At 53.1% G+C, this 12,538-nt stretch carries 12 protein-coding genes; 7 read left to right on the top strand and 5 right to left on the bottom strand.

Annotated features, from left to right (window positions below; genetic code table 11):
* Positions 1 to 3: 3 nt before the first annotated feature.
* The 5 genes from SynBIOSE41_RS17460 (at position 4) to SynBIOSE41_RS17480 (ending at position 4,799) form a co-directional block, all read left to right on the top strand.
* Positions 4 to 741, top strand: coding sequence for a type 1 glutamine amidotransferase (locus tag SynBIOSE41_RS17460; protein WP_370594158.1), 738 nt, complete (start codon positions 4 to 6; stop codon positions 739 to 741).
* A gap of 167 nt (positions 742 to 908) precedes the next feature.
* Entirely contained in the window at positions 909 to 1,076 is a 168-nt protein-coding gene (locus SynBIOSE41_RS17465) for a DUF4278 domain-containing protein (protein ID WP_074159330.1), read from the top strand.
* A gap of 392 nt (positions 1,077 to 1,468) precedes the next feature.
* Positions 1,469 to 2,944, top strand: coding sequence for a circularly permuted type 2 ATP-grasp protein (locus tag SynBIOSE41_RS17470; RefSeq protein ID WP_186539114.1), 1,476 nt, complete (start codon positions 1,469 to 1,471; stop codon positions 2,942 to 2,944).
* Positions 2,938 to 3,933: an alpha-E domain-containing protein gene (locus SynBIOSE41_RS17475; protein WP_186539115.1), complete on the top strand. Its 996-nt coding sequence runs from the start codon at positions 2,938 to 2,940 to the stop codon at positions 3,931 to 3,933. Before SynBIOSE41_RS17470 ends, SynBIOSE41_RS17475 begins: the two co-directional genes overlap by 7 nt.
* Positions 3,906 to 4,799, top strand: coding sequence for a transglutaminase family protein (locus SynBIOSE41_RS17480; protein WP_186539116.1), 894 nt, complete (start codon positions 3,906 to 3,908; stop codon positions 4,797 to 4,799). The genes SynBIOSE41_RS17475 and SynBIOSE41_RS17480 overlap by 28 nt, the downstream gene beginning before the upstream one ends.
* On the opposite strand, the gene SynBIOSE41_RS17485 is transcribed toward SynBIOSE41_RS17480, so the two are convergent.
* The 3 genes from SynBIOSE41_RS17485 to SynBIOSE41_RS17495 form a co-directional block, all read right to left on the bottom strand.
* Positions 4,787 to 5,278, bottom strand: coding sequence for a redox protein (locus SynBIOSE41_RS17485; protein WP_186539117.1), 492 nt, complete (start codon positions 5,276 to 5,278; stop codon positions 4,787 to 4,789). The two genes, SynBIOSE41_RS17480 and SynBIOSE41_RS17485, sit on opposite strands and share 13 nt — an antisense overlap.
* A gap of 81 nt (positions 5,279 to 5,359) precedes the next feature.
* Positions 5,360 to 5,608, bottom strand: a complete 249-nt coding sequence (locus SynBIOSE41_RS17490; protein WP_255475867.1) for a hypothetical protein — start codon at positions 5,606 to 5,608, stop codon at positions 5,360 to 5,362.
* Between the two features lie 439 nt (positions 5,609 to 6,047).
* Positions 6,048 to 7,796: a glycosyltransferase family 4 protein gene (locus SynBIOSE41_RS17495; RefSeq protein ID WP_186539118.1), complete on the bottom strand. Its 1,749-nt coding sequence runs from the start codon at positions 7,794 to 7,796 to the stop codon at positions 6,048 to 6,050.
* Between the two features lie 143 nt (positions 7,797 to 7,939).
* Between SynBIOSE41_RS17495 and SynBIOSE41_RS17500 the strand changes: the two genes are divergently transcribed.
* A complete protein-coding gene (locus tag SynBIOSE41_RS17500; RefSeq protein ID WP_186539119.1) occupies positions 7,940 to 8,875 on the top strand; it encodes a DUF5672 family protein in 936 nt (311 codons plus the stop codon).
* Positions 8,876 to 9,088: 213 nt separating this feature from the next.
* On the opposite strand, the gene SynBIOSE41_RS17505 is transcribed toward SynBIOSE41_RS17500, so the two are convergent.
* Positions 9,089 to 10,132, bottom strand: coding sequence for a GTP 3',8-cyclase MoaA (locus SynBIOSE41_RS17505; protein ID WP_066908791.1), 1,044 nt, complete (start codon positions 10,130 to 10,132; stop codon positions 9,089 to 9,091).
* Complete coding sequence (locus tag SynBIOSE41_RS17510; protein ID WP_186539120.1) at positions 10,129 to 10,713, bottom strand: molybdenum cofactor guanylyltransferase; 585 nt, start codon at positions 10,711 to 10,713, stop codon at positions 10,129 to 10,131. Before SynBIOSE41_RS17510 ends, SynBIOSE41_RS17505 begins: the two co-directional genes overlap by 4 nt.
* 256 nt (positions 10,714 to 10,969) lie before the next feature.
* Here SynBIOSE41_RS17510 and SynBIOSE41_RS17515 point away from each other — a divergent pair, with 256 nt between their 5' ends.
* On the top strand, positions 10,970 to 12,538 hold the full coding sequence (locus tag SynBIOSE41_RS17515; RefSeq protein ID WP_186539121.1) for an MFS transporter: 1,569 nt from the start codon (positions 10,970 to 10,972) through the stop codon (positions 12,536 to 12,538).

Raw genomic sequence — 12,538 nt, forward strand, 5'->3', positions numbered from 1 at the left:
CTGGTGGTTCAGCACGTTGATCATGAGGGTCCTGATCTGATTCGTGAACTCGCGATTCAACGGGGAATGAGCATCCAGACGATCCGTCCAGATCTCGGCGAAGTCCTGCTCGATCCAGCCAGCCTCCCGAACACGATTGCTGTGGTGCTTGGCGGCCCGATGGGGGTGAACGACCGCAATGAGCCACACATGAAGTGGCTTCAACGCGAGCTGGAATGGTTATCGATCTGGCATCAGCAGAAAAAACCCGTGCTGGGAATCTGTCTGGGTGCCCAGCTGCTCGCTGTGGCGGCTGGAGGATCGGTGGGACCACTCGAGGTGGGCGACCCACCACAGGCACTGAAAGAGCTGGGTATTGGCGCCATTCACTGGCTGCGGAATTCCAAAGAAGAACCCCTGCTTGATGGCCTTGATCCAAGTGCACTGGTCCTGCACTGGCACGGCGATCGCATCCGACTACCCCATGACGCCACCTTGCTTGGTTCGTCATTGCACTGCCCCGAACAGGTGTTCAGGATCGGCCGGCATGCCTTTGGCCTCCAGTGTCATCTCGAAATCTCAGGGCCAAACCTGGAGCGATGGATTCAATCCGACGCCGCTTACATCGTTAGCGCGATGGGGAGTAATGGAGCCAATCGACTCCGCAGTGACTGGGAGCAACTCGGCGGATATCTGCAACAGAGTGGAAGCCAGTTGTTCAGCAATATGTTCAATGAGCTACAAAACATCAGCAGCCACTGAATCCAAAACCTTTCGAAACTGGTATCAACACGAACACCAGAGCAACAAACCAATCAATCACAATCATCTGTAGTCACAGCTACACATCGTTCACTTCATCCTTGAATGAAGCGCAGTACGACTCAGGCCATGGAACGGGGACCTGAGCTTGCTTCGGAGAACCGATCATGAGCGCACTTCTCTATCGCGGTCACACCTACAATCAGCACAAAGATTTTGTAAAAAAGCCAACTGTTCAACTCACCTATCGCAGGCAGACTTATCGGGCACGTCAGGCAGAGGCTCGCCCGATTGTGGTCGAGCTGAAATATCGGGGTGTAGCTTACAGCCACTGAGCAATCCATTCTTTTGAATGCGGCCAAATCGAAAGATCTGAGTGGCTAAAACTCAGTTTCTACTTGGATCAGAGTTGATGTGGTTCAATCGAACATCGGGCAAAGCTGCAAGCAATCCCTTTCAAGCTCCAGGGAGTCCTCCGGCTGCAAACAGAAAAACCATCCGGTTTCGACTGCCTGGTCATCAGCTCTCTTTTCACTGCAACAGCTGAGAACATTTCAGCAACGCGTGGTGATCTGCTGATCGAGCTCGTATCAGTGAATTGCGTACCGAGCACTACACAAATTTTGTGATCTTTGGAGATCAGATCACCCTCAACAAGGATTCGTAGCAACAGTCACAAGACGTGGCTGGAGCGAGCTCTTGGATCAAGTAAACCCGCCTTGAAGGGATGTTCACCGACTACAGACCATCGGTCGGCTACGACGAATATTTCTGCAGTGGTACAGCCTGTCCCCGTAAGAATCTGGCCCCCCTGCTCAGTTCACTGGGACAGATTGGCCTGCCGGAACTGAAACGCAACCATGCCTCTGCAAGCAACTTGCTACGCCGGCTTGGAGCCACCTTTCGCCTCAATGACTCTGGCCAGGAGGGTAGCGAACGGATTCTTCCATTCGATCCCCTGCCTCGACTGATTGCCCTTAGCGAATGGAAGGCCCTGGAGCAGGGACTGCTGCAACGATTGGAGGCCATCGACTGCTTCCTCGCCGACGTCTATGGCTCTCAGCTGATCATTCGTGACGGCGTCATCGACCGTGAGGACGTGGAGAGTTCATCAGGCTGGCTCCCCCAGATGCAGGGCATTGAACTGCCGTTCAATCGTTGGTGCCACATCTCAGGCCTGGACCTGATTCGCGATGGCGACGGCCACTGGCGTGTACTGGAAGACAACCTGCGCTGTCCGTCAGGCGTTGCCTACTTCCTCGAAAACAGACGGGTCATGAAACGCCTTTTCCCCAGCCTGTTCGAGGGGCGCACCGTCAAACCCATTGACGATTACCCGTCCCACCTGTTTCGAACCCTCCAGGACCTGGCTCCCTGGAGCGATTCACCACAGGTTGTGATCCTGACTCCAGGGGTTTTGAACAGTGCTTACTTCGAGCACAGCTACCTGGCCCAGCAAATGGGCATCCCATTAGTCGAAGGAAGGGATCTGATCTGCGAGGACAATAGTGTTTGGATGCGCAGCACGAACGGTCGCACGCGAGTGGATGTGATCTATCGCCGCATCGACGACGACTTCCTCGATCCAACCGTTTTTCGCAAAGACTCCATGCTGGGAGTCTCCGGCCTCATGGATGTGCTGCGTCAGGGCAGGCTCTCCATCGCCAATGCGCCGGGAACAGGAGTTGCCGATGACAAGCTCATCTATGCCCATGTGCCGGCAATGATTCGCTACTACCTCGGTGAGGAGCCAGTCATCGAGAACGTTCACACCTATCTGTGCGCACGGTCAGAGGATCGCCAGTTCGTCCTCGACAACCTTGAACAGCTAGTGGTGAAATCCGTTGCCGAAGCAGGGGGCTACGGGATGCTGATCGGACCGCAGGCAAGCCGCTCAGAATTGGCCGACTTCGATTCGAAGATCAGGGAGAATCCACGCAACTTCATCGCCCAGCCAACGCTTCAGCTCTCCACCGTGCCATCGCTCAGCGAGGGGGAGCTTTACCCATGTCATGTGGATCTTCGCCCTTACGTGCTGCGTGGAAAAAGCAATTGGGTCAGCCCAGGTGGACTCACCCGTGTTGCCCTAAAGCGAGGTTCTCTAGTGGTGAATTCCTCCCAGGGTGGCGGCTGCAAGGACACCTGGATTCTGGATGAACAGCGGGTCACAACGGAGCAGAAAAGGGAGGCCGCCCTGTGCTGAGCCGGGTCGCCGACTCCCTCTACTGGATCAATCGCTATCTGGAACGAGCAGAAAACATCTCGCGCTTTCTCGAGGTCAGCGAAGCGATGGCTCTCGACTGCCCTCCAGGCAGTGCCGAACCGTGGCTGCCTTTGGTGGATGCCACCGGCGACCGCCGCAGTTTCGACAAGGCTTATCCATCTGGATCATCCAAAGATGTCATCCACTTCCTGCTCCTGGATCAGGACAACCGCAACAGCATTGTGAGCTGCATCGCGATGGCTCGCGAGAACGCACGGCAGATCCGCGACGTCATCACCACGGAGATGTGGGAGCAGATCAATGATCTTCACTGGAGCCTGCAGAAAGGCGAAACGATCTGGGAGGAACCACCTCAGGAACAATTGAGGATCATCCGACGAGGCTGCCAGATCTTTTATGGCATCACTGATGCCACGCTCAGTCGCGATCTGAGCTGGTTATTCAGCCAGCTGGGACGACTCATGGAACGAGCGGATAAAACCTCTCGGATCCTCGATGTGAAGTACTTCCTGCTGTTGCCGATTCCCGAAGAGATCGGAGGAGTGCTCGACGAGCTGCAATGGATCACCCTGCTACGCACCGCCGGGGCTTATCAGATGTACAGACAAAGTATGCAGAAGGGAATCACACCAACATCCGTCGCCCAATTCCTGCTGCTCGATCCGATCTTTCCGCGATCGGTCCGGTTCTGCCTGCAAGGAATCAGCGACACGTTGCAACAGATCCAAACCCAACCGGTCTTGAAACAACCGGATGACCTGGATTGTTTGCGTGGTCAACTGCTTGCCCGCTGGAGCTACGTCCGAATCGACAACCTCATCGAAAACGGTCTTCACGAAGCGATCGATCAACTGCAGCAGGACCTCAATCGGCTCCATGGCCTCATCGAAAAGCGCTATTTCATGAGCACTGACTTTCCTCGCACATCATCTGAATCGGCATGCGCGCTTTCATCATTCACCGCTTGAGCTATCGCTACGAGGCGCCAGTTAATCTCGGCGATCACAGGCTTTGCCTCAAGCCCCGGGGGCAGGGTTTCCAGACATTGCTGCACCATGAACTCATCGTTTTGCCTGAGCCCCATCTGCAACGTGAGGTGCTCACTGCCAGTGGCGATGAGGTCCAGCGACTCAACTTTGTCGGCAGCACCAATCAGTTGTGTTTCGAAGCCCGAAGCCAGGTGCAGACACGCCCTGCTCCATCTCTGGAACTCTGCTTTAACGACCTCGAGCCACCGCTGCCCTATCCCCGTGGCCAGCTGAATGTTGACCTGCTGGGAGCGCTGGAGGGCTGGCTGCCCAATGGCCAGCACGAACCCTCTGCCATTGACCTGACCCAGGAGGCACTGATGGGTAGCAACCAGCAAATGCTGGCCTTTCTCAACCATTTGCTGGAGCTGATTCAGGAGCGGGTGATGTATACACAACGGCACGTTGGTCCGGCATGGACGGCAGGCCGCACACTTCGGGAACGAATCGGTTCTTGCCGTGATCTGGCGATGTTGATGGTGGCCTGCTGTCGCGTTGCGGGACTGCCGGCTCGCTTCGTAAGCGGTTATCAGATTCAGCAACCGGCACCGGAGAAGTACGACCTGCATGCCTGGGCTGAGGTCTACCTTCCAGGAGCAGGGTGGCGAGGATTCGACCCAAGCGCCGGTCACGAGGTCAACGAGCGCTATGTGGTCTTGGCCACATCGTCGAAGCCCGAGCTCACGGCAGCAGTGAGTGGAACATTCAGTGGTCCACCTAACACCGACAGCGAACTCAGCTGGACGATCAACGTCGAGGAAGAGACCAGCGAAACGACTTCGCAGTCCTTGATTCAGGCAGCTTGAGGCAAGGGCATGACCCCATGCAGCTGCGGTTTCGGAGCCGAAGTCGTCGTTGCGTCCATCAGCGAAGGAATCCGTGCACTGTTGTACACGCGGAATTCCTGCACCAGAGACACTCCTGGCTTTCGAACAGCCTGGTTCAACACCACAGAGCCCTCCTGATCGGAGATGGATCGGTGAAACGTCCTCGGCGGGATACGCAGGATGTCACCACCGCTATCAAGCCGGACGATATGAAAAGGCTGATCCCAGGCAAGATTGACCAGATAAAAGGTTCGTCCTCCACTGGCAGCCAAAAGATTGTCTTCCTGATTGGGATGCATATAAAACTGCCAGGCTCCCGTCTCCCGGTCATCCGGGGGACTCACTGCAGGGCCTGAGTGAATGACCAGATCGCGGGCATTGGACGTCTCGACCGTCACGTCAAAAAAACGCACGGATGGCGTATCGCGAAACCGCTCGAAGGACAACAGTTCGAACATCACCAATGGGCCTGATCCCGGCCCGAACTCTGCACTCTTCTAGCGAGCTATCTCTGCTTAAACGGTGGCGTCGATAACGGTTCAACCACCCAGATCCGCCATCTCTGCATGAGCTGCGCTCCCGGAAGCCGACCGGCCCTCTTCGCTGTACTGGTCAAGCCTCTGTTGCCCGAGAGAGCTGATTGTTGGCTCCAGCTCGGCGTCACTGATCAAAGCCGGTTTCAGATCTGTTCCACGGGATGTAAACAGACAAATGAAGGCTTGCCCATCAGCGGTGATGTGCAGGCGGTTACCGTCTCCGCAGAACGACTCACTGATTGAGGCGATCACACCGATGCCTGCAGCACCGACATCACAAAAAAATCAACTCATCGTCGTTGACGAACCGTTGAGCAGCTTACGGATAGATCCCAAAGAGGTGCTGCAGCCTTCTGAAAGCCTTGCGATGTGAGGCTCCGCAGTAAAGCAGAACTTCAACACCGATCAAAGAAGTGATGGAGGACGGTAAAGCGGCTAACCTGTCAAAATCTTTCGATCTTAGAATTGATCGACAACTACAGCACTAACGGCAAAAAGCAAGAATGATCTGAACAACCGAAAGAAAGAAAGAAAGAAAGATGGATGACAGAAAGGCGGCCATAAAAAATACAGACTTACTCAATGCATCAAAGAACAGATATTGTCAAATCAACCAGAAACATCCGGCGGCTGATGTCAGGGTCATTAACCAGCCAATGGAAGTTGTTGAATCATTCAATTCATAATGGCGTCATGAGGGAATTGATAGAAGTCCATACTTACAAAGCCAACTAAGCGTCAGCAAAACGTGTTCACTGCGCGATGGCAGAAACAGATCCTTCAATTCACGAACAGAACAACAGGTCTTACGATGCAAATGTGATCTCAGGAGCATCAGCTCTTGCTGATTTAAACGAAAACTAGGGTAAACGCTGTTGAGCTTCACATCCTGAAGCTGATCCCAAACGAATAACCACTGATCGGGTTCAACACGACATTGAACAAAATCATCATCACCAAGACTGGAAGAAGCGAACGCCAGGAAGTCGACAAATGGATTTCCACGGGAAGGATGAACTCTGGCAGGCCTGGACTCTGAATGAGCATGTTCGAGCTGATAATGTTGACGATATGCGTCAAGCTCTGAGAACAATTCTCTATATTGACTAACAACCACAGGCCAGGAAAAAGTTGTTTCGACCCTGGCACGACCGGCTTCCCCCATCTTTTTACGCAAGGATGGTGATTCAATAAGAGAAAGAAGCGCACGAGAAGCAAGCTTCACATCGACAGAAGTGTGCTGCGCTAAAGAACCAACATAATCTTGATATGCCATGAGCTCAAGCGCATGACTGTTTGCCAGTAACACACCCAGATCCTGCAAATCTGGAAACAACGTAGGAATGAGAAAACCATCAACTCCATCACGAATTGTCATCCGGTAGCCATCCCAGTCGCTGGCAACAACTGGCAATCCTGAAGCCATCGCCTCAAGGGGAGTTAAACCGAAAGTCTCCTGAATATTATCAACTAGAGACAAAAAGATATCAGCAAGATTCCAGGCAGCAGAAACCACTTTTGGCTGATTACCATCAAGAAATGATACTTTTACATTGGGTGCTAATTTTTGAGCAGCCTCTAAATAAAGACTGTAGTCACTATCACCTCGAGGAAACCATCCAACCATCAAGAAATGCACAGTCTTAGATGTCTGCGATGCTGCTTGTTCAAGGGCAAGAAACATACTCTGAGGAAATGCCTTTTCGAAAAAAGAAAGCCTTCCAACCCACAACACAACAATATCGTCGGATTCAACCTGCAATTTTGATCTGAACAGAGAAGCAAACTCGAGCGACACACCTGAAGAACGTTCGGGAAGATCAACGGCCAGAGGAATCAATGGCAACTGAGGACGTTGAATGCAACGACCTCCAAACCGCTCAAGAACATATTCCTCATAGGCATCAAAAAGACGCCCAACATTGTCCTGCACTGCAGGTGATGTGCAGATCAAGGCATCCCATGACTGAACAGGCGCAAACAACGACTGACCAATACGCTCGCGTATCTGAGCTGGTGCAACCGTATGAATTAAGCCTGCAAGACTAAAATCTGAATCCGAACATTGAGATCGTCTCAACCAGGCAAGCTCACTGAGATAAGGTTGACCGCGAAGCAAAATTCCCGATGATTTAAGCGCTTCGATCTCACTGGTTGGCACCGAGAGAATATCAGTACTCTCGAGATCACGAGCATACAAATCCTCACGAAGATCATCCGAAGAAACATTAATCTGGTTAAGGATATGAACTTTTTCGAAATCTCCCCAGCGCACCAAAGCTCGATACAAGGCTGCGTTGGCGATATCCTTACCAAAAGGATTATTGACATCCACCAAGCGCCCTGGAGGATGAAAAATGGCTACATGATTCAACGACAAAGGACCCTTTGGAAGCTTTACTTTAATGTAATTATGCTTGATCAGCACCAGATCGGCCACACTGAGCAACCTTGCAACATTTTTAAATCGAACCCCACTACACCCTGAGATCTGATCAAGTCAAACAATCAGCGCGCAAGGAGAATATCTTTTTGATCCAAGCTAAACTTGATTAAAAGTCCACGTCAACTCCAAGATTCACCATGCCCCAACGCTTGAGAAGCTTAGAACTATACCGCGTGAACGCTTTCCAAGCTCACTGCCAAATCATCAAAATGCAGTTTCTCGAGCCTTGGGTTCAATCAATACAAAACAAACCGACCGAGGATATAAATATGCTCCCAGAAATTTGGTCCAAAGAGAACATTGGAGCAATCATCATTGATGATCGACCGACACCCCAATTAAGAGCCTGCGTTCTCAATACTTTATTAATGGGGATGCGACGGTGGCAAGTCTCTGTTTACACGACTTCCAAGGCACTGGATGCCATGAAGACCTTATTCAAGGATCTCGAACCATTCGTGAAAATCAATTGCCTTGAGCAAACTGATTCTGAATTTGGCTGGAACGGATACAATCAACTTTTGAAAAACGCCGATTTCTGGCAAAGCCTCGATCACGATAAAATTCTTATCTTTCAAACCGACACTTTGCTCATCAAACCTGTCGATTTCGAATATTTTAAATATGACTATGTTGGATCTCCTTGGGCTAAAAATCGCTATGACTCGCATTCATTCCCAAGGTATTCAAAGACATTAAATCGAATTGAAGCGGCTATAGAATCTCGCATCTATTGCAATTCCGTACCTGACGGACTGATCAACGGCAATGGTGGATTAAGCATCAGGAATCCAAAGCTTATGGCTGAGATATGCATCAAACACTCCAACAAATCCCCCTCGGATGAAGCTGAAGACATCTTTTTTGCACAGCACATCAACTCCCATAGTCGTGCCATTGCTCCACCAGAGATTGTAGAAAGCTTTTGTTGCGAGACGGAGTATCGGGGCACATGCGGAGCCCATGCAGCATGGCGATACATCGATGCAAGAGACTGCGCTGCTCTTTATGAAGAGCATTGCAAACATGTCATGGCACTGGTCGAAGCCTCGACAACCACGACAGAGAATTAAACAATCGACGGATAACATCGCTAATTAATAATCACAGCATGGTGAAATTACCCTCCAGCTCAACTGTGAAAGAAAGTTAGTAGTAAACCAGTCTCGATGACTTTCGTGGCTTCGGCAGGGTTACTGAAAACATCACCAATGAGCCGGATCATGGCCCGAACTCTGTAGTTTTCACCGAGCTTTCTCTGCTGAAACGGTGGCGTCGATAACGGTTCAGCCCCCCAGATAAGCCATCTCTGCATGAGCGGCGCTCCCGGAAGCCGCCCGGCCCTCTTCGCTGTACTGGTCGAGTCTCTGCTGCCAGAGAGAGCAAATTGCTCGCTCCAGGTCGTCGTCACTGGTCAGAGCCGGTTTCAGATCTGTTCCACAGGATGCAAACAGACAAGTGAAGGCTTGCCCATCAGCGGTGATGCGCAGGCGGTTGCAGTCTCCACAAAAGGGCTCACTGATTGAGGCGATCACACCGATGTCTGCGGCGCCATCGCGATAACGCCAGCGCAGGGCGGTGCCACCTGGGGAGCGCCCGAGTGACAACAACGGCCAATGGCGGCTGATGCGATCAATCATCACGGCGGCAGGCAGAACCTGCTCCATGGCCCAGCCGTTGCGATTACCCACATCCATATATTCGATCAAGCGCAGCTCCAGCCCTTGCTGACGCGCCAACATCGCCAGAGGAATCAACTGATCGTCGTTGACGCCCCGCTGGATCACCGCATTGAGCTTTAGGGCCCCAGAAGCAGGGTCAAATCCTGCAGAACGAGCTGCCTCAAGACCAGCCAGCACCTGCTGAATCAGGCGGGCTCCGGCTGGTTCCCCACCGCGCAGACCAGCCATACGCGCCACCACCACAGCCTCGACCGCATCGAGACTGATAGTGATCCGATCAAGACCAGCAGCGCGCAGAGCAAGAGCCCGTTCCTGCGTCAGCAACACACCGTTGCTGGTGAGTGCCACCTGACGCAAACCCTGCAAGGGGTCTCCAGGAGTGGCACGCCCGCAAGCCACCTGCTCAAGTAGCGGCAGCAACCGATCACTCAGCAACGGTTCGCCTCCAGTGAGCCGAAGGGTGTGTGCTCCCAGCCTGGAAGCAACCCGGATGAGGCGCAATTGCTGCTCAAGACTGAGCAGCCCAGGAGGATCCTCAGCATCAGGGCAGCAATAGGGACAGGCCAGATTGCAGCGGGCCGTGAGCGACAACCGCAGCACCCCGAGCGCTCGAGCCCGCTGGTCAATCGGGGGAAATGCGGCAATCATCCAGTCAACGCTTTCAGATCAAGGGGCCGATTGACATTGACCAGCTGATCAGGAGGTAATTTCAGCGTGTCATGAGGAATGCACCCAAGCCACTCGCGCCAACGGCCCTTCCCCTCCGTCAGCTCGTCATCAAGCGCCTTGCGATACGAAGCACCGCACGGATAGATCCCAAAGAGGTGCTGGAGCCTGGAGCCGTCATCGGCAACAAGCGCCCTGGCTGGCTGCTGTCTCCAGCGAAGGATCAATTGCTGCAATGCATCCAGACGTAGGCCCGGCATATCCACAGGCAGTGTGAGCAGCGCTTCATCATCACGATCATGCAGAACACAGCTCAAAGCCCAGAGGGGGCCTGCAGGCTGCCAGGGCTCCGCTTGAACAGTCACTCCCTTGCGCGTGCTGAGCAACGCGTGATGCGTGTCATGACCCGTCATCACACACACATCAAGACCCGCTGAGCGCACCAACTGGACCTGAGCCTCAAGCCAGCTCGATCCATCCGGATGGGTCAGCAAAGCTTTGTCGGCACCCATGCGACGACTGGCACCACCGGCAAGAACAACGCCCAGAAGACGACGAGACATAGGACCGAAGATCTTGGGCCTTGGTAACACCTCAAGCCAACGACTTTGCAGTTACAACGACTACCAAAAAGACTCAGGTCGCTGATGCACGAAAGTAATGCTGAGGCCCCAACACTGCAATTTTGTAGCCAATGCAACGATTCATGTAGCCGCCAAATGGTGCAATTATCAGGCGGTCTGCATGAGCGCCGCACCTTGAAATCCTGAGTGCCTTCGTTTCGACACCGGGGTTTGAATCTCCACACCAACAAACCCCATGCTTGGCGAACTCTGGTCATTCCAGGGGAGATATCGAACACTCCATCTCACCTGGTTTGCATTCTTTTTAACTTTTGTCGTTTGGTTCAACCTGGCGCCACTGGCCACAACAGTGAAAGCTGATCTTGGCCTAACCGTCGGCCAGATCCGTACGGTTGCAATCTGCAATGTTGCGCTCACCATTCCCGCTCGTGTGCTGATTGGCATGTTGCTGGATAAATTCGGGCCTCGACTCACCTATTCCACCCTGCTGGTGTTCTCGGTGATTCCCTGCCTGATGTTTGCATCAGCACAGGATTTCAATCAACTGGTGGTGGCCCGTCTGCTGCTCTCCATCGTGGGCGCCGGCTTCGTGATCGGCATCCGCATGGTTGCCGAATGGTTCCCTCCCAAAGAGATCGGCCTGGCAGAGGGCATCTATGGCGGTTGGGGCAACTTCGGCTCAGCCTTCTCAGCACTGAGCCTGGTTGCGCTTGCTGGCTTTATTTCCTTCTCCGGGGGATTCGAACTGCCAACTGGTGCAACCCTGAACTGGAGAGGAGCGATTGCTTTAACGGGTATCATCTCCGCCGTTTATGGAGTGATTTACTTCTTCAACGTCAGCGATACCCCGCCAGGAAAAGAGTATCAACGTCCCGAGAAGACTGCAGGTCTTGAAGTCACGTCGATGAGGGATTTCTGGGGACTACTCGGCATGAATGTTCCCTTCGCCGCAATCCTCTGTGTTCTGTGTTGGAGACTTCAGAAAGTTGGATTCCTGAACACTGGAACTTATCTACTGGCCCTGCTGGCTGTTCTCATCTGGTTCATCTTTCAAACCTGGGGAATCATCCGAACCAACCGTGATCTGATCATGGGAACCAAGGTGTATCCCAAGGAAGATCGTTATGAGTTCCGTCAGGTGGCCATCCTCGAACTCACCTACATCGTGAACTTCGGTTCTGAGCTGGCTGTTGTTTCGATGCTGCCAACATTCTTTGAAACCACTTTCGACCTGCCGAAGGCGACAGCTGGAATCCTGGCCTCCTGTTTCGCTTTCGTGAATTTAGTGGCGAGACCGGCCGGCGGATTGATTTCCGACAAGCTCGGCAGCCGAAAAAACACCATGGGCTTTCTCACAGCCGGACTGGGCATCGGCTATCTGGTGATGAGCCTGATCAAACCAGGCACATTCAGCGGTTCCACAGGCATCTTCATTGCTGTGGTGATCACCATGCTTGCTTCCTTCTTCGTTCAATCCGGGGAAGGCGCAACATTCGCCCTCGTACCGCTGGTGAAGCGTCGCGTAACGGGTCAGGTGGCAGGCCTGGTTGGTGCCTACGGCAATGTCGGCGCCGTGACTTACCTCACCATTTTCAGCCTGCTGCCGCTCTGGATGGGTGGAGGCAAAGATCCTTCCCCTGAGGTGATTGCAGCCTCCAACAGTGCCTTCTTCCAGATTCTGGGCATCGCAGGACTGATCGTGGCTTTCTTCTGCTTCTTCTTCCTCAAGGAACCCAAAGGATCCTTCGCTGAGTTGCACGAGGGCGAAAGTCCATCGCCATCCGCGCCTGCGATGGCTCGCTGA

The sequence above is a fragment of the Synechococcus sp. BIOS-E4-1 genome (assembly GCF_014279995.1).
In the GTDB taxonomy this organism is placed as follows: domain Bacteria; phylum Cyanobacteriota; class Cyanobacteriia; order PCC-6307; family Cyanobiaceae; genus Synechococcus_C.